We start from the raw sequence: 23,534 nt of genomic DNA, 5'->3' as shown, positions 1-23,534 counted from the left end.
GGAGCCTACTCAAGGGCGCGGTAGGCGGCCGGGGGGTCGACCAGCTCGGGCCGCTCCGTCACGTACTGGCCGCCGTGGATCGCCGTCATCGCCCAGTGCCACGCCTCGTCATGAAAGACGAGCCCGCGGAACGGGGCATCGGCAGGTTCGTACGGGTAGCACACCGCGGCGGCCTCCTCGGCCCGCGCCGGGGACAGCCCGCCGTGGTGCCGCATCACCCACGCGTACGCGCGCCGCTCCGACCGCAGACAGTCGAGATACTCCGCCTCGTCCCACTCCCACCCCATGGGCCACAGGCTAGGCGCCCGCGAACTACGCCCGCCTGGAGCGTACGTTCGTACACTCGAAGGCGTACGATCGTACGCATGTCTGAGCCCACGACGCCCCGCCCCACGCCCGACCCCTTCACCGGTGACCCGCGCTCCCAACTGGAGCGCATGGAGGCCGGTGATCTCTACATCGCCGACGACCCCGAGATCGCCCGGCGCCAGCAGCGGGCGATGCGCCTGGCCGCCCGCTACCAGGCGGCCCACCTGGAGGACCCGGCCGGAGCCCGCCCCCTCCTCGACGAGCTGCTCGGCTCCGTCGGCGAGGACGTGGAGCTGCGGCCGCCCCTCTACGTCGACTACGGCAGCAACATCACCATCGGCGCACGGACCTTCGTGAACTACCACCTCACGGCCCTCGACGTCGCCGCGATCACCATCGGCGAGGACTGCCAGATCGGCCCGAACGTCCAGCTCCTCACCCCGACCCACCCGGTCGAGCCCGGGCCGCGCCGCGACAAGCTCGAGGCCGCCCGGCCCATCACCATCGGGGACAACGTCTGGCTCGGCGGCGGGGCCATCGTGTGCCCCGGCGTCACGATCGGCGACAACAGCGTGATCGGGGCCGGCGCGGTCGTCACCCGCGACATCCCGGCCAACGTCGTCGCCGTCGGCAACCCGGCCCGCCCCGTCCGCACCGTCTGACCCCGGAGACCCCCGATGGCCACCGGACAGACGGACCCACGGCGCCGCCAGACGATCCTCGCCGCCACCCTCGACCTGATCGCCGACGAAGGCGTCGCCGGCGTCTCCCACCGCAAGATCGCGGCCCGCGCCGGCGTCCCGCTCGGTTCCATGACGTACCACTTCAACGGCATCGACGACCTGCTCAGAGAGGCCTTCACCGGCTTCGCCGAGCACATCGTCGCGGTCTTCGAGCGCCACCTGGCCCCGGCCCGCACCCCCGAGGAGGCCCGCGAGGCCGTGACGTCGCTGATCCACACGATCGCCGAGGGCCCGCGCCGGGACCTGATCCTGACCCAGGAGCTCTACACCCTCGCCGCCCGGCGCCCCGAGTACCGGACCCTGACCGCGGCCTGGATGCGCAGCAGCCGCCACCTCCTGGAGCAGCACTTCACCCCGCCCGCCGCCCGTCGCCTCGACGCCCTGATCGAGGGCCTGACCCTGCACGGCGCCCTCGACGACACCCCGCCCGACCGCGAGCTGACCCGCACGGCGGTCGCGCTGATCACCGCAGGTCCGTAGCCCGCGGCCTGCCGGGACGGAAAGGGATGCGCGACCACGGCCCGGAGTGCGGTATGGTTTCCGTGCACGTGCGGCCGGGTGAAAGCCCAGGTCAGCGGGCATCGGGACGTGGCGCAGCTTGGTAGCGCACTTGACTGGGGGTCAAGGGGTCGCAGGTTCAAATCCTGTCGTCCCGACTGTGCGGAAACGCAGGTCGGAGGCCGTTCTCTCATCCGTGAGAGGGCGGCCATCGGTGTTTCCGGAGGCATGACGTGGGAGCTCCTCGACATGACAGCAGGGCCCGGACCGCGACGCGCGGTCCGGGCCCTGCTGTTATGCGGTGCCGCCTCGCGGCGGCCGGTGCGTCAGCTCTGTGCGGCGTCGTCGCCCGCCTGAGCGGTGCCCTCGGCCCCGCCGGCCTTCTCGCGCATCTTGCGCAGCAGCTCCGCCTTCTTCTCGGCGGCACTCTCGCGGTCGCGGTTGCGGTGCGGGCCGTTGTTCTGCCGCTCGGCGCGGGACAGCCGCTTGCGCGGGCCGCCGCCCTGGCCCACGGGGTTGTTGATGTTCTTGCTGTCGGTCACGGGTTCTCCCGGTGGTGAAGTGAAGTGATCTACGGATTCATCGGTGGAGGAGGGCGCGGCGGTACCGAAGGACCTCAGCGGCGGCCCGTCACGCTCTCACTTGTAAATCGGCGTCTGGAAGAACATGCCGGAGACGTTACCTGGTTCCGCAGGCCCCGTGTGCCAAGCTCTTCGCCGCCCTGCCGGACCCGGGCGCGGGTCCGGCAGGGCGGCGTCCGTAGAATCGCTGTTCGATGCGCTGTCGGCGTGCCGTGCCCACTGACCGAGCGCACGGGGGAATGAGGAGCGTCGTGGACGGGGCCGTACTCACCGTCGCCGGGCTGTATGCCGTCATCCTGCTGCGCGCCGGGGCGACGTTCGCGGCCGGCTGGTTCGTCGGGTCCGGCGTACGGCGCAGCCGCTTCTCCGAGCGGATCCCGGCGGCCCGGCTGGAGCGCGCCGAGCGGGCGATCCGGCGCTGGGGGATGCCGGTGGTCGCCGTCTCCTTCCTGACCGTCGGCTTCCAGACCGCCGTCAACTTCGTCGCCGGCACCCTCCGCATGCCCCTGCGCCGCTACCTCCCCGCCCTCTTCGTCGGCGGCGCGGCCTGGGCCACGCTGTACGGGCTGGTGGGGACGGGGGCGCTCGCTTTCCTACGGTGGCTGTTCACCCGGCACACGGCCTGGGGCGTGGCCGGGGTCGTGGTGCCGGCTCTCGTCGTGTGCGGACTCGTCCTGGTGCGCCGCCGCCGTGCGACCGGTCCGGTTGCCGAACCGGTCGCAGGTGAGGAATCGGTCGCGGGCGACGAGTCGGTCGCGGGTGAGGAATCGGTCGCGGGCGACGAGTCGGTCGCGGGTGAGGAGTCGGGGCGGCGCTGACGCCGGGCCCGCCTACAACCCCGTCACCTTCGCCCCCGCCACCACCTCGTACACCAGCGTCACCGTCGCCCGGCCGCCCGGCGGCAGGGTGAGGTCCCAGCGGGCGATGCCCTCCGGGTCGAGGGTGTCCGGGGGTGGGGTGCAGGACTCCTTGCGGAGGCGGATGTCGACGTTCGCCACCTCCGAGACCGGGATGCGCTCGCGCAGGGTGATGGTCTCGGGGGAGGTCTCGCCGGGGGGCGAGAAGCGGGAGACGTGGAGGCGGACCGTGCGGGTGATCACGGTGCGCTGGGTGAGGGTCGTCGTGTCGCGGGACTCCTCTGTCCGGCGCGTGACCCGGTAGGTGTCGGCGGTGCCGAAGGACAGTTCCTGGGGTGCGCCGGGGGCCGTGAAGGGGAGCGTGCCGCGGCCCGTGAAGCCGCTGTCGCGGATCAGGTCGACGGGGCCCGCGAGCAGGGCGTGGCCCGTGGGGTTCGTGAAGCGGGCGACCTGGGCGACGAGAGGGGACAGCTCGGGGGCGCAGACCTGTTCCGTGCGGGCCTGTGCCGTCGCGGTGGTGAGCGGGACGCGGTGGGCGCGGCCGTCGGAGGGGACGGACGCCGGGGCCGGGGCGTGCAGGACGCGGGTCTCGCCGCCGTCGTCCACACCCGGGAGGCCGGACACCTCGAGCGGGCCGAGGTCGCTGATGTCCTCCTCGCGCACGGCGACGGCGACCGTGCGGCGCTCCTCCGTCGAGCGGTCCCGCAGGGTGAGGCGGTCCTCGACGAGTTGGGGCGGTGTCGTGGCGCGGGTGGAGCGGGCCGTCGACAGGGTCAGAGTGACGTCCGACCAGTCCTCGCCCGTGCGCTGCCAGATCATCGCGTCGGTCTGCAGGGTCAGTTCGGCGCCGTCGAGGGTCGCGCGGTAGGCGGGACGCCACAGGGCGCACGGGCTGAGGTGGGTCAGGCGGAGGGCGGCGCGGGCGGGTGCCGTCGCCTCCACGGTGAGTTCGACGTGGGCGGTCAGGGAGGGGGGCTCCGACTCGGTCGCGTACAACACCCGGTGTGTCTCGTCGAGTTCGGTCGTCACCTCGCTCAGGCGGCCGGTGACCGTGGTGAGTTCGTCCTCGTGCGTGGCGCGTTCGGCGTCCACCCGGTCGAGCTCCGCGCTCCAGCGCTCCGGCTCGCTCTCGCCCGTGCCCGCGCCCTCGGCGATGTCGCGCAGGAGGTCCGTGGCCAGCTTCGCGAGCACGTCCAGGCGGGCGGTCAGCCGGTCGCGGCGCTGCTCCAGACCGTGCTGCTCCTCGGTGAGGGCGTGGAGCCGGTGGCGCAGCGGGGAGTCGTCCTCGGTGGGCGGCTGAGGCCCGCGCGGGGTCCAGGCCCGCACGATCCGGACGTCCAGGACGGTGGCGTCGGCGCCGGTCAGTTCGGCGTGCAGGCTGCGGTCGACGGCCAGCGCGCTGACCGGGCCGAGACGCAGGCGCTGGACACCGGCCGGCAGGTCGAGCGTGGTGGTGCGCTCGATCTGGGCGCGGTCCTCCAGGCACGTCACCGCGGTGACGGGCAGCGGGGCGTCGAACGGGATGTTCTGCGTCATGGGTCAGCTCCTCCGGTTTCCGCCGGTGAGGGCCTTGGCGGCCGGGATCCGGATCTCGTAGCCGCCGTCGAGCACGGCGGTGTCGCCCGCGGGCACCTCGACGCGCCACAGGCGGGTGCCCGGGACGTGCCGGTCGGGCCCCTCGCCGTCGGCCGGGCGGGTCCAGTCGGCGTGCTCCTCGATCCGGATGTCGGACTCGGAGGTGACGGGGACCCGTTCGCGGACCTCCACGGTGACCGGGCGCCGCAGCCGGTTGGCCAGCTCCACGTGGACGCGGTGGGTGAGCACGGTGGTCGTGTTCCGCAGACCGGCGGTCGACTCGTGCTGTTCGGTGCGGCGCGCGACCCGGATCGCCTCGGCGGGCCCGAGCCCGATCCGGCCGGTGCCGCCCGGCGCGAGCGTGGGCAGCGCCGTGGTCGGCAGCGGATCCCCGTCGACCGTGACGTCGACCGGGCCCGCCAGGAGCGCCTGGTCGGTGGCGTTGGAGACCACCAGCGTCGCGTACACGGTCTCCTCGACGGACGGCACGCACAGGTACTCGGTGCGCAGACCGACCGGCAGCTCCGTGACGGTGACGGTGTGCCAGGTCCCGTCGGAGGGGATGTCGGCGGGGCCCTGGGCGTCGTAGCGGTGGTCGAAGGAACCGGCCGACTCGCGCGGGCGCACCGCGTGGGCGGGCAGGGCCAGCGCGGACACGGACTGGGCGCGGCGCCGGTACTGGACGGCCACGGGGTCGGCCGGGGTGCCGGGCGCGAGCAGACCGCGTCCTGCGGCCGGGGTCTCGGGGCCGGCCAGGACCAGGTCCGCGTAGTCGAGTTCGGCGTCGCTCGGCCGCGGGGGGCCGGGCACCGGCGGGGGCGGGGGAGGAGGCAGAGGGCTTCCGGCCAGGGGCTGCGGGGCCGGGGCAGGACCGCCCGGAGCCGGCGGAGGCACCGGGGCGCCGCCGTACGCCGGAGGCATCCCGCCGGGCGCGGCCGGCGCGGCGGGCGGCGGCGCACTGAACCCGGCCGCCCTCGGCCGGGCGCCCCCGGCCCGCGCCCGACGCGCACGCTGCGGCGCGGCCGCGGACGTGGACGCGGGCTCCAGCTCGAAGTCCTCGGCGGCCCCGCCCGCCATGACAGCCCCGGGTGCCGCCGGCCGCGGTCCCGCCGCGTCGTACCCGGTGAACAGCTCGCCGAGCCCCGCAGGCGGCTCCCGCCAGCCGGACGGGGCCGGCACGGGCTGGCTGCGGCCGATACGGACCGAGCGCAGGACCGGCACCCCGGTGGGCCGGTGCAGATCGGCCGTGGACAGACCGAGGCGCACGCCGGTCCAGTCCTCGCCGGTGCGCTGGGCGACCGAGGCGCGCAGCACCAGGCGCCCGCCGCCCTCGCCCTGAAGATGCGTCAGCCGGTAGGAGGGGACCCAGATCGCGCCCGGCACCCGGTACTCCAGCTCGACGGAGACCTCACCCGAGGGCGCCGAGGGCCCCGAGAGCACGAGGTCGGCCGCGACCGTGGTCGGGACGGGAGAGGACGGCGCGTCGGTCGAGGCGCGTTCGAGCCGGTCCGTGGCGAGCTCGATCTCGTGCTCCAGGACCTCCAGCCGCTCGTCCAGTTCGGCCAGTGCGGCGTGCAGCGTCGTGAGGCGCGCGTCGACGAACTCCGCGAGCTCCAGCCACGCGTCGACCGGGGTGCGCCGGTACGCGGGGTCCTCCCGCCTGCGCGGCGGCGCCACCGGCCGCAGCGCCGCGACCTCGTCGATCCGGCGGCTCTGGCGGTCCCGGCGGATCTGTGCCGCGCGCTGCTCCTCGTGCAGGCGCTCCACCTCGCGCCGCAGGTCCTCCGGGGCCCGGGGCACGGGCGGTTCGGCCTCGACGACGACCCGGGCCTCGGTCACGCGGACGCCGGACGCGTCGAGCACCCGGGCCCGCAGCGATCCGTGGTCGAGGGTGCGCGGCAGCCCGGCCACCCGGACCCGGCCGTCCGCCGGGACGGTGCCCCGGCTCAGCCGCAGGCACACCGCGCCCCGCGCGTACACCACCACCGACGTGAGTTCCGAACTCCACGACCCTGTCGCCGTGTCCGTCATCGCCGCTCCTTCCCCGTGTCTCCCCGTACGCCGCCGGCCCGCGGCCGACCGTCTCGAACCCTACGTCGCGCCCGACCGAAGCGGAGCCCTCGCGGCGCCCGCGTAAGGTGCCCCGCATGGACCGATCCGTACTGCTCAGGGCCGTTGACGAGGCGTTCGCCGAGACCGGTGCGGACACTCCGCACTGGCCCGATCCGCATGCCGACCGCGAGGTGCGCGACGAGGAGTACTCGCGCTGCCTCGACCCCGCGAAGTACCGCGTCCTCGCCGCCCGCGCCGAGGCGTGGACGCGCGTGCTGTGCGGGCTCGGGCTCGCGCGGGAGGAACGGATCCCGGTGGCCGCCCGCGCGTTGTGGCGCGGGGAGCCCGGCGCCTCCGTGGACGAGGTGGTGCGGCTGTGGCCGCTGGGCGGCGCGGGCGCGGTGCCGCTCCTGTTCGGATTCGGGGCGATCGACGACGTGCCCCGGACCGTGCTGACGGTCGGCGCGGGGGAGCCCGCCGTGTCGGCCGCGCAGGTCCCGGACTGCGGCTGCGACGCCTGCGACGACGGCTCCGCGGGCATCCTGGAGGTGCTCGACGAGGCCGTACTGGCCGTCGTCACAGGGGAGTTCGTGCACGTCGACGCCGGGCGCGGCCGCACGGTCACGGCCCTGCTCGACGGGTGGTCGGCCTCGGACTGGGAGCGGCCGCTGCCCGGCGTCGAGGGGGCGCTGACGAAGGCGCGGGCCGGGACCTCCCCGTACGACGTGGTCGTCGGGCGGGCCTGGGAAGCGGTGTGAACAGGTCTCGACCACCCATTGACCGACCCGTTGACACCTGACTGTTCCTGTTTGAAAAATGGGTGGATCGATCAAGTTCTTGCATCCTCTCCTGCCGTCTGCCGCCGCGCACCGGCGGGCCGCCCCGGAAGGACGCATGTGAACGACCACAGAGGTGTCACCCGCAGACGTCTGCTCACCGGCACCGCCGCGCTCGGCGGAGCCCTCCTCGTCCTGCCCGCGCCCGGCGCCGGCGCCGCGCAGGCCGCGTCCGACGGGCGGTTCGACACCGGGCCCGCCGAGGCGGCGCTGCGCCGCCTGCTCCCCGGCCACCACGGGCAGTTCGCCCTGCGGCCCGTCGCCGGCGCGGCCGACCGCTACCGGGTCACCGGGACGAGCGGCCGCGTCGTCGTCGAGGGGACGAGCCCCGCCGTCCTGCTCGCCGGAGTGCACGCCTACCTCCGCGAGACCGCGCACGCCTCCGTCACCTGGAACGGCGAGCAGCTCGACCTGCCGCAGCGGCTCCCCGCCCCGGACGGCGAGATCGCCGCGAGCGCGAACGTCGCCCACCGCTTCGCCTTCAACGACACCAACGAGGGTTACACCGGGCCCTACCGGGACTGGGACGCCTGGCAGCGCGAGCTCGACGTGCTCGCCCTGCACGGCTTCAACGAAGTGCTCGTCACGCTCGGCGCCGACGCCGTCTACCACGACACCTTCCGCCGCTTCGGCTACTCCGAGGCCGAGTTGCTCGCCTGGATCCCCGCGCCCGCGCACCAGCCCTGGTGGCTGCTGCAGAACATGTCGGGCTTCGGCGGACCGGTCAGCAGGGGCCTCCTGGAGCGGCGCGCCGAGCTGGGCCGCAAGGTCGCCGACCGGGTCCGCGAGCTCGGCATGACCCCCGTTTTCCCCGGATACTTCGGCACCGTCCCCGGCGGCTTCCCGGACCGCAATCCCGGCGCGAAGGTCGTCCCGCAGGGCACCTGGGTCGGCTTCGAGCGGCCCGACTGGCTCGACCCGCGCACTCCCGCTTTCGCCGAGGTCGGCGCCGAGTTCTACGCCCGGCTCGGCGAGCGCCTCGGCCCCAGCGGCATGTACAAGATGGACCTGCTGCACGAGGGCGGGCGGGCCGGTGACGTGCCCGTCGGCGACGCCGCGCGCGCCGTCGAGGCCTGCCTGCAGAAGGCCAGGCCGGGAGCCGTGTGGGCGCTGCTCGGCTGGCAGAACAACCCGCGCCGCGAGATCGTCGAGGCCGTCGACACCTCCCGGATGCTCGTCGTCGACGGCCTTTCCGACCGCTTCCCGAGCGTCACCGACCGCGAGCACGACTGGGCCGGCGCCCCGTACGCGTACGGCAGCATCTGGAACTTCGGCGGGCACACCACCCTCGGCGCCAACACCCCCGACTGGGTGGAGACTTACCCGAAGTGGCGCGACAAGGACGGCAGCAAGCTGTCCGGCATCGCCGCGATGCCCGAGGGTGCCGACAACAACCCGGCCGCCCTCGCTCTGCTCTCCGACCTCGCCTGGACGCCCGGCACGGTCGACCTGGACCGGTGGTTCGACCGGTGGGCCGCCGCCCGGTACGGGGGCGACGACCGGCACGCGGCCGCCGCCTGGCAGGTGCTGCGCCGCACCGCGTACGGGACCCGGCGCACCGACTCCTGGAGCGAGGCACCCGACGGCCTGTTCGGCGCGCGCCCCTCCCTGACCGCGACCAACGCGGCGTCGTGGAGCCCGGCCGCGGCACGCTACGACCTGGCCGCCTTCGACCGGGCCCTGACCGAACTGCTGGCCGTAGCACCTGAGTTGCGAGGCTCCACCGCCTACCGTTACGACCTGCTCGACGTGACCCGGCAGGTGCTCTCCAACCGCAGCCGTATCCTGCTCCCGCAGATCAAGTCCGCCTACGAGGCCGGGGACCGCGCCCTGTTCCAGCGGCTGACCGGCACCTGGCTCACCTGGACGGACCTCCTCGACCAGGCGCTCGCCACCTCCGAGCAGCACCTCCTCGGCCGCTGGATCGCCGACGCGCGCGCCTGGGGCGCCGACGCCGCCGAACGCGACCGCCTGGAGTACGACGCCCGGTCCATCGTCACCACCTGGGGCGGCCGCTCGGGCAGCGAGGACGGCGGCCTGCACGACTACGCCAACCGCGAGTGGGCCGGGCTCGTCGGCGGCCTCTACCGCGAGCGCTGGAAGACGTACTTCGACGCGCTGTCCGCCGCGCTCGTATCGGGCGAGCAGCCCGCCGCGATCGACTGGTTCGCCCTGGAGGACCGCTGGGCGCACGGCCACGAGACGCACCCCACGCGCACCACCGGGTCGATCCTCGCGCTCGCCCGCCGGATCCACGACACCCTCGCCGACGGCGCGGACCAGGCGTCGGTGCGGGCCAAGGCCCTTCAGGGCACGGTTTCCGCGGACCACCCCGCCGCCGTGGAGGTCGTTTTCACCAACCACAACGGCTTCACGGCGGCCCGAGACGTGACGCTCGCGCTCGACGTGCCCGAAGGGCTGACCGCCGTGCCCGACGGGCCGGTGACCGCCGACTCCGTGGCGCCCGGCGCGACCTTCACCGGCCGCTTCACGCTCACGCTCACCGGGGCGCCGGCCGAGATCGTGGCCCGGATCCGCGTCGACGCCGCGTACCGGTCCGGCCGGGCGCGGGGTGCGGCCGTCGCCGGGGTGCGTGTCATGGCAGGGGGTGCCGTCCAGGACCCGTACAGGACCGTGTCGTTCAACGGCGCGGTGTTCGGGCAGGCGGACGACACGTTCGCGATCGAGGGCGGCGGGGCCGATCTGTGGGGCGGGACGAACGAGTTCGGGGCCGTGTACCGGGCGGGTGCCCTCGCCGCGGGCGGCTCCGCGTCCGTACGAGTCCTCTCGCAGGACCGGACCGGCAACTGGGCGCGCGCCGGGATCGTCGTCCGTGACGACCTCGCCACGAACGGCGCGGCCGGGTTCGTGAACCTGGCCCTCACCCCGGCCAACGGTGTCGTCTTCAGCTGGGACGCGGACGGCAACGGCCGCCTGGAGACGTTCCTGTCCGCGGGCGGCGGCTCGGTGACGGCTCCGGTCGAGCTGCGGCTGACGCGGGAAGGGACCGCGTACAAGGGGGAGTTCAGCACCGATGGCGGGGCCACCTGGACCACCGTCGGGACGGCGACCCTCGCGCGGGCCGGGGCGGCGCAGGACGTGGGCGCGTTCATGACGGCGGCGGGCGGGGGCAGCGGGGCGCGCGGGCTCGTGACCTTCGACCGGCTGAGGATCTGACGCGGTCGGCCCGCGGCGGCGCCGCGGCAGCCACTAGGCTGCCGTGGTCCCAGCCGCAGATTCGCTCCCGCGACCGTTCGACGGAGAACCCCTTCATGATCAAGCCCCGACTGTCCGCAGGCGTCCCGGCCCTCGTCGCGGTGGCCGCCTGTGCGCTGCTCGCCGGCTGTTCCGTCGAGGCCCACGTGGGCTCCTCGACGCCCAAGATGTCCAAGGAGAAGGTCGCCGACAAGATCGCGACCACGCTCGCGGCGCAGACCGGTCAGCCGAAGCCGGACGTGACCTGCCCCGAGGACCTGGAGGGCAAGGTCGGGGCCACCGGCCGGTGCACGCTCACCGCGAGCGACGGCAGCAGCATCGGCGTCTCCGTCAAGGTGACCTCGGTGGAGGGGAAGCAGATGAAGTTCGACATCCAGGCCGACGAGACGGCCTCCCCGGCGCCGGGCAACTGACGCGTCACACCCGTCGAGGCCGGCTCCGCTTCCGCGCGGGGTGCGGCCTCGACGCGTACCTCATGCGGTGATCTTCGCGAAGAACGCGGTCAGGTTCCCCACGGTGCGCTCGATCTTCTCCTCCAGGGTCAGGGTCTCGGGAAGCCGCGACCCCATCCCCGCGTCCTTCTTCCCGCGTACGTACAGCGAACACGCGAGGTCGTCGCAGATGTACGCGCCGACCGAGTCGCCCTGCTTGCCGGCCTTGCCCGCCTTCGGGGCGACCATCAGGGAGACGCCGCCGGTGTGCGCGGTCAGACACAGCCGGCACAGGCTGCGCCGGTTCTGCCCCGAGGGCGCGTGCGTGCTGCGCAGCGCGGCGCCGCGCAGACCGTCGGCGAGCGGCGCGACGAGATAGCCGCGGTCCGGGGCCTGCGGGTCGCGCCAGCCGAAGAAGTCCAGGTCGTCCCAGGGGCGGTCGGCCAGATCGTGCGGCACGGACAGGCGCTTCGCCTCACCCTTGGTGCAGTTCACGAACGAGGCGCGGATCTCTTGCTCGGTCAGCGGCTTCATAAGACCGAGGCTAAGTTGCCTAAAAGCTTTAGGCAAACGCATAATCGTTTTCGGAACTTCGGAGGATCGCGGAAGGGGCGTCATGGCGCGTGCGGGGCTGAACGCGGAACGGCTCGCGGAGGCGGGCGCCGAGCTCGCCGACGAGGTCGGCTTCGAGCAGGTGACCGTCTCGGCGCTCGCCCGCCGCTTCGACGTCAAGGTCGCGAGCCTCTACTCGCACGTGAAGAGCTCCCACGACCTCAAGGTGCGGATCGCGCTGCTCGTGCTCCAGGAGCTCGCCGACCGCGCCGTCGACGCCCTCGCCGGACGGGCCGGAAAGGACGCCCTCGTCGCGCTCGCGAACGTCTACCGCGACTACGCCCGCGAGCACCCCGGCCGGTACACGGCGGGACAGTTCCGGCTCGACCCCGAGACCGCCGCCGCGAGCGCGGGCCCGCAGCACTCCCGGATGACGCGGGCGGTGCTGCGCGGCTACGACCTCGACGAACCCGAACAGACCCACGCCGTGCGGCTGCTCGGCAGCGTCTTCCACGGCTACGTGAGCCTCGAGTCGGCCGGTGGCTTCAGCCACAGCGCGCCCGACTCGGACGAGTCGTGGGCCCGCACCCTCGACGCCCTCGACGCCCTCCTGCGCAACTGGCCCACCCCGAACGCCCCCTAGGGCGCCGACCCCCCTCACGGAGAGGCCCGCCATGACCCCGCCCCTCATCCCCGTCGACCTGACCCCCGCACTCCTGCGCGGCGCCCTCGAAGCCGAGCGCACGGAGCGCGGCGGCCTGATGCCGCACCGGCTGCCCGCGTGGGCCCGCGCCCAGAACACGGACGGGCAGCTCGCCATGGCGGAGTCCCAGCCCTCCGGCGTCCGCGTCGCCTTCCGCACCCGTGCCACCGTCGTGGAACTGGACACACTGCCGACCAAGCGCGCCTACGTCGGTGTGCCGCCCCGCCCGGACGGCGTCTACGACCTCGTCGTCGACGGCCGGCTCCTCGCGCAGGGAGCCGTGCCCGGCGGTCACGTCATCACCGTCGACATGAGCAGGGGCACGTTCGCGCACACGCCCGGCGCGCCCGGCACCCTCCGCTTCGACGGCCTCGCCGGCACGCTCAAGGACGTCGAGATCTGGCTGCCGCACAACGAGACGACCGAGCTCGTCGCCCTGCGCGCCGACGCCCCGGTCGAGCCGCTGCCCGCCGACGGCCGCCCGGTCTGGCTGCACCACGGCAGCTCCATCAGCCACGGCTCCGACGCCGCGAGCCCCACCTCGATCTGGCCCGCGCTCGCCGCGTCCACCGCCGGGGTCGAGCTGCTGAACCTGGGCTTCGGCGGCGGCGCCCTCCTCGACCCGTTCACCGCCCGCACCCTGCGCGACACCCCGGCCGACCTGGTCAGCGTCAAGATCGGCATCAACCTGGTGAACCTCGACCTGATGCGGCTGCGCGCCTTCGGCCCCGCCGTCCACGGGTTCCTCGACACCATCAGGGAGGGGCACCCCGAGACCCCGCTGCTCGTGGTCTCCCCGCTGCTCTGCCCGATCCACGAGCGGACCCCCGGCCCGGGCGCCCCCGACTTCGCCTCGCTCGCCGACGGGCAGCTGAAGTTCGCGGCGCTGGGTGATCCCGCGGAGCGCGCGTACGGCAAGCTCACGCTGGAGGTCATCCGCGAGGAGCTGGCCCGGATCGTCGAGCAGCGCCGCACCGCCGGCGACGGCCGCCTGCACCTGCTCGACGGGCTCGCGCTGTACGGCCCCGCGGACTACGACGAGCTGCCCCTGCCCGACGAACTGCACCCGGACGCGGCCGCCCACCGGCGCATCGGGGAGCGGTTCGCCGAGCGGGTCTTCGGGCCCGGCGGAGCCTTCGCCGACCGGTGAGCGAGGCGCCCCCGACAGGGGGCCGACGACGGACCGGCGGACGGTCGGGTTAGCATATGAGCGCCGCCTAGCTCGAAAGATGTGCCAGTGACTGTCAACGACGACTCGTTCACCAATTGGAACACCCGCGAGGAAACCGCGGAATCCATGATCCCGATCATCGGGAAGCTGCACCGCGAGCGGGACGTGAACGTCCTGCTGCACAGCCGCTCCCTGGTGAACAAGTCGGTGGTCAGCATCCTCAAGACCCACCGCTTCGCCCGGCAGATCGCCGGCGAGGAGCTCTCGGTCATCGAGACCATGCCGTTCCTGCAGGCCCTGACCTCGCTCGACCTCGGGCCCTCGCAGATCGACATCGGCATGCTCGCCGCGACGTACAAGACCGACGAGCGCGGTCTGAGCATCGCCGAGTTCACCGCCGAGGCCGTCGCCGGTGCCACCGGCGCCAACAAGGCCGAGCGCAGCTCCGGCCGTGACGTCGTCCTCTACGGCTTCGGCCGCATCGGCCGCCTCGTCGCCCGCCTGCTCATCGAGAAGGCCGGCTCCGGCAAGGGCCTGCGCCTGCGCGCCATCGTCGTGCGCGGCGGCGGCGAGCAGGACCTCGTCAAGCGCGCCTCGCTGCTGCGCCGCGACTCGATCCACGGCCAGTTCCAGGGCTCGATCACCGTGGACGAGGCGAACAGCACCATCGTCGCCAACGGCAACGCGATCAAGGTGATCTACGCGAACGACCCCTCCGAGGTCGACTACACCGCGTACGGCATCAAGGACGCGATCCTGATCGACAACACGGGCAAGTGGCGGGACCGCGAGGGCCTGTCCAAGCACCTGCGCCCGGGCATCGACAAGGTCGTCCTGACCGCGCCCGGCAAGGGTGACGTGCCGAACATCGTGCACGGCGTCAACCACGACATGATCAAGCCCGACGAGCAGGTCATCTCCTGCGCGTCCTGCACCACGAACGCGATCGTGCCGCCGCTCAAGGCGATGGACGACGAGTTCGGCGTGCTGCGCGGTCACGTGGAGACCGTCCACTCGTTCACGAACGACCAGAACCTGCTGGACAACTACCACAAGGCCGACCGTCGCGGCCGTTCCGCGCCGCTCAACATGGTGATCACCGAGACCGGTGCCGCCTCCGCTGTCGCCAAGGCCCTCCCGGACCTGAAGGCGCCGATCACGGGCAGCTCGATCCGCGTCCCCGTCCCGGACGTCTCGATCGCCATCCTGAGCCTGCGCCTGGGCCGTGAGACCTCGCGCGAGGAGGTCCTCGACCACCTGCGCCAGATCTCGCTGACCTCGCCGCTCAAGCGCCAGATCGACTTCACCGACTCGCCCGACGCGGTCTCCAGCGACTTCATCGGCTCGCGTCACTCCTCGATCGTCGACGCCGGCGCCACCAAGGTCGACGGCGACAACGCGATCCTCTACCTCTGGTACGACAACGAGTTCGGCTACTCGTGCCAGGTCATCCGGGTCGTCCAGCACGTCTCCGGCGTCGAGTACCCGACGTTCCCGGTGCCGCTCGCGACCGTCTGACGGTCCCCGCGCCCGCCACAGAAGCCGCTCCCGCTCCCGCGCGGGGGCGGCTTCCGTGCCCTTCTCAGGAATGGCTTAACGTGTGACCGTGGACAGTCAGGGGAAGCGGACGGTTCGGTTCCAGCTGACGGGGGCCGCGGCCCTCGCCGTGCTGTCCGGCGGCGTCGGATCCTGGGCCTACGCACGGGCCGGCGCGTCCGCGAGTGACCTCGTGCGCGACCTGGCCGTCGGCTGGGCGTACGTCGTCGCCGGTCTCGTCGCCTGGCGGCGCAGGCCCGCCAACCACACCGGCCGGCTCATGGTCGCCGAGGGCATCACCTGGTTCTTCGGCAACCTCCAGGGCACCTCCGTCCCCGCCCTGTTCGCCTTCGGCGCCTGGTGGGAGGCGCTGAACATGGCGATCCTCCTGCACCTCATGCTCTCCTTCCCCGAGGGCCGCCTCACCACCGTCCTGACCCGCCGCCTGGTCCTGTTCACCTACGGGCTCGTCGCGATCGGCGGTCTGGTCCGCACCCTGCTGTTCGACCCCGCGCGGGAGACCGGCGCCACCTACCTCGACTGCCGCAACTGCGGCCCGAACCTGCTGCACGTACCGGCCTGGGACGGCTTCTTCGCCCCCTTCGACGCCGCCTACCACGCGGCGGGCTGGCTGGTCTCGGTCGTCGCCGCCGTCGCGGTCGTCCAGCGCTGGCGGCACGCCTCCGCCGCCCGCCGCCGCGCCCTGCTGCCCGCCTGGATCGGCATCGGCGTCGCCGTCGCCTTCCTCATGTGGGACATGCTCTTCTACGTCGTCCCCTGGTTCGGTGAGGTCGGCTCGCTGGGGGAGCAGGCCGTCTATCTGCTCTCCGACCTGGCCCAGGTCGCCGTCCCCTTCGCCTTCCTCGGCGGACTGCTGCGCCTGCACCTGCAGCGGGCCGAGGTCAGCGGCCTCGTCATCGACGTCGGCACCGACCCCGACCCCGCGCGCGTGCGCGAGGCGCTGGTCCGCGTGCTCGGCGACCCGACCCTCCGGCTCGGCCTGTGGCGCGAGGAGCGCGGCGGATACGTGGACGGGTCGGGCCGCGAGGTGAACCCCGAGGGGCCCGGACGCACCCCGGTCCGCGCCGCCGACGGCCGCCCGCTCGCCCTGCTCCACCACGACCGCGCGCTCGCCGAGGACCCCGAACTGCTCGCGTCCGTCGCCGCCGCGCTGCGCCTCGCGCTGGAGAACGTGTGGCTGCGCACCCGCGCCAAGGACGTCGCCACCCGCATCGTCCGCGCCGCCGACGAGGAGCGCGGCCGCCTCGAGCGCGACCTGCACGACGGCGCCCAGGCCCGGCTCGTGTTCGCCCTGATGTCCGTGCGCCGGGTGCAGAAGGGGCTCGCGGAGCATCCCGACGACAAGCTGCGCGAGGCCGCCGACGAGGCCGAGTCGAGCCTGCGCCTCGCCATCCAGGAACTGCGCGGTATCGCGCAGGGCATCCACCCCGCCGTCCTCACCCGCGAAGGCCTCGCCCCCGCGCTCAACGCGCTGGCCAGGGAGGCCGCCCTGCCCGTCGTCGTCGCGGCCGAGCCCCGGCGCTACGACCCCGTCGTCGAGTCGACCGCGTACTTCACCGTCTGCGAGGCCCTGTCGAACGCGGCCAAGCACGCCGGCGCCCGCGCGGTCAGCGTCTCGGCGCGGCACCACGACGGCCGGCTCGTCGTCGAGGCCGTCGACGACGGGGTCGGCGGCGCCGACACGGCCCGCGGCACCGGGCTGCGCGGCCTCGCCGACCGGCTCGCCGCCGTCGACGGCGTACTGCACATACACAGTCCCGCGGGCGGCGGGACACGGATCAGGGCGGAGCTGCCGTGCGTGTGATCGTGGCCGAGGACTCGGCACTGCTGCGGCAGGGCATCGTCCGGCTGCTGACCGACGAGGGCATCGAGGTGGCCGCCGAACTCGGCGACCCCGGCCCGCTGCTCGCGCTCGCCGCCGAGCACGCGCCGGACGCGGTGCTGCTCGACATCCGCATGCCGCCCACCCACACCGACGAGGGCCTGCTCGCCGCGGCCGCCCTGCGCGAGGCGCACCCCGGCATCGGCGTCCTGCTGCTCTCCCAGTACGTCGAGACCTCCGCCACCGTGCAGGCGCTCGCCGACCGGCCCGAGGGCTTCGGCTACCTGCTCAAGGAACGCGTCGCCGACATCGACGAACTGCGCGGCGCCCTCGAACGGGTCGCGGCGGGAGAGACCGTCCTCGACCCCCTGGTCGTCGCCCGGCTCATGGAGGGGCCGGGTCACGCCGGACCGCTCGGCACGCTCACCGGGCGGGAGCGGGACGTCCTCACCCTGATGGCGGAGGGGCGGTCCAACGAGGCCATCGCGCAGAAACTGGTCATCGGCGGCAAGACGGTCGAGACGCATGTCCGGAACATCTTCACCAAGCTGCGCCTGGAACCCGACCTCATGGAGCACCGCCGGGTGATGGCGGTGCTCACCTACCTGCGCGGCTGAGGCCACGCGCCCAAGAGGTTCCGGCTGTCCGCTCCGGAGACGACGTCCGTCCCCCGTGCTCCCCCGTGGTCCCCCGTACGTCGTCCGCGGAGCGGTGCCGGAGCTCCAGACTAGGAGAGCGGGGCGGGGCGGGACATCAGGGCCAGCCCTGAGATGTGGAGCGCCGGGTACCTCTTTCCCGCCCGGGCGGCTCTTCCCAGGGGCCGCGGGCCGGGGCTATAGTCCAAAACTAGCAGTGCTAATTTTTGGTACCGTCCGCGTCACCTCAGGAGCTCACCGTGCGTCCTGTCCACTTCGCCGCCGCGCGCCGCACCCCGATCGGGAAGCTGCGCGGGTCCCTCTCCACCGTCCGGCCCGACGACCTCGCCGCGACCGTGATCCGGGGCCTGATCGACGACGCGCCCGCCCTCGACCCCGCCCGGATCGACGACGTCTACTGGGGCGCCGCGAACCAGGCCGGCGAGGACAACCGCAACATCGCCCGCATGGCCGCCCTGCTCGCGGGCCTGCCCGAGACCGTGCCCGGCGCCACCGTGAACCGGCTGTGCGCCTCCGGCCTGGAGGCCGTCACCACCGCCGCCCGCACCATCGCCGCCGGCGAGGCCGACATCGTGCTCGCGGGCGGCTCCGAGTCCATGAGCCGCGCCCCGTTCGTCCTGCCCCGCCCCGACGACGCGCTGCCCCACAGCATGCAGACCTACGACACCCGCCTCGGCTGGCGCCTGGTCAACCCGAAGATGAAGGACCTGCACGGCGTCCTCGCCATGGGGGAGACCGCCGAGGAGGTCGCCGCACGGTACGGCGTCACCCGCGAGGCCCAGGACGCCTTCGCCCTGCGCAGCCACCAGCGGGCCGCCGCCGCCCGCAAGGACGGACTCTTCGACGCCGAGATCCTGCCCGTCACCCGGGCCGACGGAGTCGTCGTCGACGCCGACGAGTGCATCAGGCCCGACACCTCCCTGGAGAAGCTCGGCGGCCTCAAGCCCGTGTTCCGCAAGGGCGGTTCGGTCACCGCGGGCAACGCCTCCCCGATGAACGACGGCGCCGCCGGACTCCTCCTCGTCAGCGAGGAAGCCCTGAACGACCTGGGCCTCGAGTCCCTCGGCCGCTACGTCGCGGGCGCCTCCGCGGGCGTCCACCCCGACGTGATGGGCATCGGCCCCGTCCCCGCCACGCAGAAGGCGCTCGCCCGCGTCGGCTGGGGGATCGGCGACATCCAGGAGGCCGAGTTCAACGAGGCGTTCGCCGCCCAGGCCCTCGCCTGCGTCGACGGCCTCGGCATCGACCCCGAGCTCGTCAACCCGACCGGCGGCGCCATCGCGCTGGGCCACCCGCTCGGCTGCTCCGGCGCCCGCATCCTCACCACCCTGCTGCACCGCCTGCGCCGCACCGGCGCCGGGCGCGGCCTCGCCACCATGTGCGTCGGCGTCGGCCAGGGCAGCGCCGTGCTCGTCGAGCGCGCCTGAACTCCCGGTCACCAGCAAGGACTCGCACCACCAGCAAGGAACCGCACCACCAGCAAGGAACGGAGCACCACCCCCTCATGGCCACTCTCTCGCTCGCCGCGATCCTCGCCGACAACGCCCGCCGCAGGCCCGACAAGACCGCCCTCGTCCAGGGCGACCAGCGGTTCACCTTCGGCGAGTTGTGGGACCAGGTACGGGCCCGCGCCGGAGCGCTCGCCGGCACGTACGGCGTCCGGCCCGGCGACCGGGTGGCCCTGATGGCTCCGAACACCGTGGACTTCCCGCGCGCCTACTACGCGATCCTCGCGGCCGGCGGGGTCGTCGTCCCCGTCCACCTGCTGCTGTCCGCCGAAGAGGCCGCGCACGTGCTCCGCGACAGCGGTGTCGACCTGCTCCTGTGCCACCCCGGACAGGCCGCCGTCGGCCGCGCCGCCGCCGAGGCCGCGGGAGCCCGCGTCGCCACCCTCGGCGAGGACGGCGAACTCGACGCGGCCGCCGCCGAGGCCACCCCGCTCGACGTGTACGCGGCCCGCGGCCCCGAGGACGCGGCCGTCATCTTCTACACGAGCGGCACCACCGGCGTCCCCAAGGGCGCCGTCCTCAGCCACCTCAACCTCGTCATGAACGCCACCGTGGACGCCTTCGACGCCCACGAGTACTGCCCCGACGACATCGTCCTCGGCGCCCTGCCCTTCTTCCACGCCTTCGGCCAGACCGCCTCCCTCAACGCCGTGTGGCGCGCGGGCAAGACGCTCGTCCTGCTGCCCCGCTTCGACGCCGCCCGCGCCGTCGACCTGATGGTCCGTGAGGGCGTCACCGTCTTCCACGGCGTGCCCACGATGTACGTGCACCTGCTCGCCGCCGCCCGCGACGCGGCCGAGCTGCCCCGGCTCCGGGTCGCCGTCTCCGGCGGCGCCTCCCTGCCGCTCGCGGTCCTGGAAGCCTTCGAGTCCACGTTCGGCGCCCGTATCCACGAGGGCTACGGACTCAGCGAGACCTCGCCCGTCGCCGCCGTCAACCAGCCCTGGTACGGCATCAGGGCGGGCACCGTCGGCCACCCGATCTGGGGCGTCGACGTCGAGATCGCCCGCGCCGAGATCGACGAGCGCGTCGAGCTGCTGCCCACCGGCGAGCTCGGTGAGATCGTCGTGCGCGGCCACAACGTGTTCACCGAGTACCTGGGCCGCCCCGAGGCGACCGCGCAGGCCCTCGTCGACGGCTGGTTCCGCACCGGCGACCTCGGCACCAAGGACGCCGACGGCTACATCTCGATCGTCGACCGCAAGAAGGACGTCATCATCCGCGGCGGCTTCAACGTGTACCCGCGCGAGGTCGAGGAGGTCCTGATGCGGCACCCGGCCGTCGCCCACGTCGCCGTCATCGGCCTGCCCGACCCCGTGCACGGCGAGGAGGTCTGCGCCGTCGTCGTGCCGAAGGAGGGCGAGAGCGCCGACCCGGACGCCGTCATCGCCTGGTCCAGGGAACACCTGGCCAAGCACAAGTACCCGCGCCGCGTCGAGATCACCGGCGAACTGCCGCTCGGCCCCAGCATGAAGGTCCTCAAGCGCGAACTGCGTGACGCGTACCGCTCCGTGTGACGCCCGCGCCCGGTGCGGACGATCGATGCGATTAGCATCGGTCTCCGCATGCACGAGATATTCGGAATCACGCCCTGGGGCTTCGCCGCGCTGGCCGTCGCGGCCGTCCTCGTCGGCTTCTCCAAGACCGCCGTCAGCGGTGCCAACACGGTCAGCCTCGCCATCTTCGCCGCCGTCCTGCCCGCCCGTGAGTCCACGGGCGTGCTGCTGCCCATCCTCATCTGCGGCGACGTCCTCGCCGTGCTCACCTACCGGCGGCACGCCCACTGGCCCACCCTGTGGCGGCTGTTCCCCGCCGTCGCCGTCGGCGTGGTCGTCGGCACCGTCTTCCTCGGCTTCGCCGGGGACGGGGCCGTGCGCACCAGCATCGGCGCGATCCTGCTCCTGATGGCCGCCGTCTCGGTGTGGCGCCGGCGCGCCGCCGAGCGGCCCGCACCGGAGGAGACGGCGACCCGCGCCGCACGGGTCAAGGCCGGCTCGTACGGGGTCCTCGGCGGGTTCACCACGATGGTGGCCAACGCGGGCGGCCCCGTGCTGTCCCTGTACCTGCTCTCGGCCGGCTTCCGGAAGCTGGGCTTCCTGGGCACCTCCGCGTGGTTCTTCCTCATCGTGAACTCCGCGAAGGTGCCGTTCAGCGTCGGCCTCGGTCTGATCGACGGGAAGTCGCTGCTGCTCGACGCCGCCCTCGCCGCGTTCGTCGTGCCCGGCGCCCTCATCGGCAAGTGGGCGGTGCACCGCATCAACCAGCGCCTCTTCGAACAGCTGGTCCTCGCGGCGACCGTCCTCGGCGGCCTGCAACTCCTGCTGCGCTGAACGTGTCGGGCCCTACGAGGGACTGAGGATGCGGGCCGAGCCCGGCCGCTGCGGCAGCCCCTGCGCCAGGTCCTCGACGAGCAGCCGCTTCGCGATGGTGTCCACCGCCGTCCGCAGGTCCTCACCGGGCGGCCGGCCGAGGTCCTCCTCGACCCGCGCGCTGAGCCAGTCGGCCCACGCCCCGTTGAACACCTCGGCCTCGCGCCGCCCCGCCGCCGTGTGCGCGAAGTACGAGCCGGTCCGGGTCAGATAGCCCTCGTCGACCATCCGCTGGAACACCGGCACGAGGACCTCGGGCGGCAGCCGGCGCCGGGCCGCGATCATGCCGAGACTCGCGTGACCGACCATCCGGGTGAAGAACTCCACCTGCATCACCGCCCAGGCCCCCGCCATGTCGAGCCGTGAGTCCGAGGAATCGAGGATCCGGCGCGCGGTGTCCAGGTCAGCCGACCTCACGATGGAGCTGACCGCCCGTTCCAGAACGCGCTCGGAATCGCTCGTCGTCGGCTGCGCGAAGCCCTCGCCCATGTCCGAGGACCCCATCCGCGCACTGTCGCGCAGCGCCACCTGCTTCAGGAACAGCGCCACCACGAAGCCCAGCAGCGCGACCGGCACCGTCCACAGGAACACGGTGTGCAGCGAGTCCGCGTACGCGTCGACGATCGGCGCCTGTGCGGCCGCCGGCAACTGATGCAGCCCCTCCGGGCTCTGCGCCGCCCGGACGAGCGTCGCCGGATCGACCCCGGTCCCCGCGCGGGCCGCCTCCGTGACCCCGTCGGCGAGATTCGGCTTGAGCGAGTTCGCGTAGATGGTCCCGAACACGGCGGTGCCGAACGAGCTGCCGAGCGTACGGAAGAAGGTGACGCCCGACGTCGCCGTGCCGAGGTCCGCGTAGTCCACGGTGTTCTGCACGGCGATCGTCAGGACCTGCATGCACAGGCCGATCCCGAGCCCGAGCACCAGCATGTACAGCGACGACAGCCACGTGCTGGTCGACGGATCCATCAGGGACAGCAGATACAGGCCGAGCGCCATCACCAGCGAGCCGACGATCGGGAACAGGCGGTACTGGCCCGTCTTGCTGACCACGTTGCCGGAGAAGATGGACGCGGCCAGCAGACCGACCACCATCGGCAGCGTCCGCACACCCGAGATCGTGGCCGAGTCCCCGTCCACGTACTGGAGATACGTCGGCAGGAACGTCATCGCGCCCAGCATCGCGAAGCCCACGATGAAGCTCAGCACCGAGCACACCGTGAACACCGGGTTGCGGAACAGCCGCATGGGCAGCATCGGTTCCGCCGCCCGCGTCTCCACCACGCAGAACAGGCCGAGCGCCACGATGCCGCCGACGAACAGGCCGATGATGACGCTGGAACCCCACGCGTACTCGTTGCCGCCCCAGCTCGTCGCCAGGATCAGCGCGCTCGCGCCCACCGCGACCAGGGCGATGCCCAGGTAGTCGATGACGGGCCGGGTCGCCGACTTCACCACCGGGATCGTGCGGGCCGCGGCGATGACGACGACGATCGCGATCGGCACGTTCACGTAGAACGCCCAGCGCCACGTCAGATGGTCGGTGAACAGGCCGCCCAGGAGCGGGCCGATGACCGTGGAGACGCCGAACACGGCGCCGATCGCGCCCTGGTACTTGCCCCGTTCGCGCAGCGGGATCACATCCGCGATCAGCGCCATCGAGGTGACCATGAGGCCGCCCGCGCCGATGCCCTGCATGGCCCGCCAGGAGATCAGCAGCGGCATGTTCGTGGCGAGGCCGCACAGGAACGAGCCCGTGATGAAGACGATCGCCGAGACCTGGAAGACGATTTTGCGGCCGAACAGGTCGCCGAACTTGCCGACCAGGACCGTCGCCACGGTCTCGGCCAACAGGTAGGAGGTCACGACCCACGACATGTGCGCGGCGCCGCCGAGGTCCGAGACGATCGTCGGGAGCGCCGTGCCGACGATCGTCTGGTCCAGGGCCGCCAGCAGCATGCCGAGCATGATCGTGACGAAGACGACGTTGCGGCGGCGCCTGTCCAGGACGGGGGGCTGCGCCGCTTCGGCGGGGGGTGCGGCGGTGTCTGTGGTCACGTTCGCATCGTCACCCGTATGCGGGTGACGCGCACGCGGGAAC

General features: G+C 73.2%; 20 protein-coding genes and 1 tRNA gene. 15 read left to right on the top strand and 6 right to left on the bottom strand.

The genetic code is table 11. The features are described 5' to 3' along the window. Window positions 1–5: 5 nt before the first annotated feature. Window positions 6–287 (bottom strand): hypothetical protein, encoded by a 282-nt coding sequence (locus ACIBTU_RS18405; RefSeq protein ID WP_399127282.1) that lies wholly within the window; start codon window positions 285–287, stop codon window positions 6–8. Window positions 288–365: 78 nt separating this feature from the next. Between ACIBTU_RS18405 and ACIBTU_RS18400 the strand changes: the two genes are divergently transcribed. From ACIBTU_RS18400 to ACIBTU_RS18390, 3 genes are all read left to right on the top strand, one after another. Next, window positions 366–971, top strand: coding sequence for a sugar O-acetyltransferase (locus tag ACIBTU_RS18400; RefSeq protein WP_399127281.1), 606 nt, complete (start codon window positions 366–368; stop codon window positions 969–971). A 15-nt stretch (window positions 972–986) separates the two neighbouring features. After that, entirely contained in the window at window positions 987–1,532 is a 546-nt protein-coding gene (locus ACIBTU_RS18395) for a TetR/AcrR family transcriptional regulator (protein ID WP_399127280.1), read from the top strand. Window positions 1,533–1,634: 102 nt separating this feature from the next. Further along, window positions 1,635–1,708, top strand: a tRNA-Pro gene (locus ACIBTU_RS18390). Window positions 1,709–1,876: 168 nt separating this feature from the next. Here the strand turns inward: ACIBTU_RS18390 and ACIBTU_RS18385 are convergent. After that, window positions 1,877–2,092 carry a DUF6243 family protein gene (locus tag ACIBTU_RS18385; protein ID WP_399127279.1) on the bottom strand — a complete coding sequence of 72 codons (216 nt, stop codon included), beginning with the start codon at window positions 2,090–2,092 and terminating at the stop codon, window positions 1,877–1,879. Between the two features lie 290 nt (window positions 2,093–2,382). Here ACIBTU_RS18385 and ACIBTU_RS18380 point away from each other — a divergent pair, with 290 nt between their 5' ends. Next, complete coding sequence (locus ACIBTU_RS18380) at window positions 2,383–2,949, top strand: DedA family protein (protein ID WP_399127278.1); 567 nt, start codon at window positions 2,383–2,385, stop codon at window positions 2,947–2,949. A gap of 12 nt (window positions 2,950–2,961) precedes the next feature. Here ACIBTU_RS18380 and ACIBTU_RS18375 read toward each other — a convergent pair whose 3' ends face one another. After that, on the bottom strand, window positions 2,962–4,524 hold the full coding sequence (locus ACIBTU_RS18375; protein ID WP_399127277.1) for a mucoidy inhibitor MuiA family protein: 1,563 nt from the start codon (window positions 4,522–4,524) through the stop codon (window positions 2,962–2,964). Between the two features lie 3 nt (window positions 4,525–4,527). Continuing rightward, window positions 4,528–6,594, bottom strand: a complete 2,067-nt coding sequence (locus ACIBTU_RS18370) for a DUF4139 domain-containing protein (RefSeq protein WP_399127276.1) — start codon at window positions 6,592–6,594, stop codon at window positions 4,528–4,530. Between the two features lie 116 nt (window positions 6,595–6,710). Here ACIBTU_RS18370 and ACIBTU_RS18365 point away from each other — a divergent pair, with 116 nt between their 5' ends. The 3 genes from ACIBTU_RS18365 to ACIBTU_RS18355 all read left to right on the top strand — a co-directional run bounded on the left by ACIBTU_RS18365 (window position 6,711) and on the right by ACIBTU_RS18355 (window position 11,080). Beyond that, window positions 6,711–7,373 (top strand): DUF6226 family protein, encoded by a 663-nt coding sequence (locus ACIBTU_RS18365; protein WP_399127275.1) that lies wholly within the window; start codon window positions 6,711–6,713, stop codon window positions 7,371–7,373. Window positions 7,374–7,511: 138 nt separating this feature from the next. Continuing rightward, the gene (locus ACIBTU_RS18360) at window positions 7,512–10,628 is read left to right on the top strand and encodes an alpha-N-acetylglucosaminidase TIM-barrel domain-containing protein (RefSeq protein WP_399127274.1); all 3,117 of its coding nucleotides are present in this window, start codon (window positions 7,512–7,514) and stop codon (window positions 10,626–10,628) included. Window positions 10,629–10,723: 95 nt separating this feature from the next. After that, window positions 10,724–11,080: a DUF4333 domain-containing protein gene (locus ACIBTU_RS18355; RefSeq protein WP_399127273.1), complete on the top strand. Its 357-nt coding sequence runs from the start codon at window positions 10,724–10,726 to the stop codon at window positions 11,078–11,080. A gap of 60 nt (window positions 11,081–11,140) precedes the next feature. On the opposite strand, the gene ACIBTU_RS18350 is transcribed toward ACIBTU_RS18355, so the two are convergent. Further along, on the bottom strand, window positions 11,141–11,632 hold the full coding sequence (locus tag ACIBTU_RS18350; RefSeq protein ID WP_399127272.1) for an FBP domain-containing protein: 492 nt from the start codon (window positions 11,630–11,632) through the stop codon (window positions 11,141–11,143). 82 nt (window positions 11,633–11,714) lie between these two features. On the opposite strand from ACIBTU_RS18350, the gene ACIBTU_RS18345 reads away from it, so the two are divergent. The 8 genes from ACIBTU_RS18345 (at window position 11,715) to ACIBTU_RS18310 (ending at window position 21,397) form a co-directional block, all read left to right on the top strand. Then, window positions 11,715–12,293 carry a TetR/AcrR family transcriptional regulator gene (locus ACIBTU_RS18345; RefSeq protein ID WP_399127271.1) on the top strand — a complete coding sequence of 193 codons (579 nt, stop codon included), beginning with the start codon at window positions 11,715–11,717 and terminating at the stop codon, window positions 12,291–12,293. Window positions 12,294–12,324: 31 nt separating this feature from the next. After that, the gene (locus ACIBTU_RS18340; protein WP_399127270.1) at window positions 12,325–13,503 is read left to right on the top strand and encodes an SGNH/GDSL hydrolase family protein; all 1,179 of its coding nucleotides are present in this window, start codon (window positions 12,325–12,327) and stop codon (window positions 13,501–13,503) included. Between the two features lie 87 nt (window positions 13,504–13,590). Further along, window positions 13,591–15,042 carry a glyceraldehyde-3-phosphate dehydrogenase gene (locus ACIBTU_RS18335; protein WP_399127269.1) on the top strand — a complete coding sequence of 484 codons (1,452 nt, stop codon included), beginning with the start codon at window positions 13,591–13,593 and terminating at the stop codon, window positions 15,040–15,042. Window positions 15,043–15,130: 88 nt separating this feature from the next. Beyond that, a complete protein-coding gene (locus ACIBTU_RS18330; RefSeq protein WP_399127268.1) occupies window positions 15,131–16,885 on the top strand; it encodes a sensor histidine kinase in 1,755 nt (584 codons plus the stop codon). Further along, entirely contained in the window at window positions 16,876–17,520 is a 645-nt protein-coding gene (locus ACIBTU_RS18325) for a LuxR C-terminal-related transcriptional regulator (protein ID WP_399127267.1), read from the top strand. The genes ACIBTU_RS18330 and ACIBTU_RS18325 overlap by 10 nt, the downstream gene beginning before the upstream one ends. A 278-nt stretch (window positions 17,521–17,798) precedes the next feature. Then, a complete protein-coding gene (locus tag ACIBTU_RS18320; RefSeq protein ID WP_399127266.1) occupies window positions 17,799–18,986 on the top strand; it encodes a thiolase family protein in 1,188 nt (395 codons plus the stop codon). A gap of 77 nt (window positions 18,987–19,063) precedes the next feature. After that, a complete protein-coding gene (locus ACIBTU_RS18315) occupies window positions 19,064–20,584 on the top strand; it encodes a long-chain fatty acid--CoA ligase (protein WP_399127265.1) in 1,521 nt (506 codons plus the stop codon). Window positions 20,585–20,632: 48 nt separating this feature from the next. After that, window positions 20,633–21,397: a sulfite exporter TauE/SafE family protein gene (locus ACIBTU_RS18310; RefSeq protein ID WP_399127264.1), complete on the top strand. Its 765-nt coding sequence runs from the start codon at window positions 20,633–20,635 to the stop codon at window positions 21,395–21,397. Between the two features lie 12 nt (window positions 21,398–21,409). Here the strand turns inward: ACIBTU_RS18310 and ACIBTU_RS18305 are convergent, their stop codons facing one another. After that, on the bottom strand, window positions 21,410–23,491 hold the full coding sequence (locus ACIBTU_RS18305) for an MDR family MFS transporter (RefSeq protein WP_399127263.1): 2,082 nt from the start codon (window positions 23,489–23,491) through the stop codon (window positions 21,410–21,412). Window positions 23,492–23,534 lie beyond the last annotated feature (43 nt).

Origin of the sequence: Streptomyces sp. NPDC050145, from assembly GCF_044460245.1 — a bacterium.
Taxonomy (GTDB): domain Bacteria; phylum Actinomycetota; class Actinomycetes; order Streptomycetales; family Streptomycetaceae; genus Streptomyces.
Note: the sequence above shows the minus strand (reverse complement) of the source record. Positions and strands in the feature narration are given on the sequence as shown.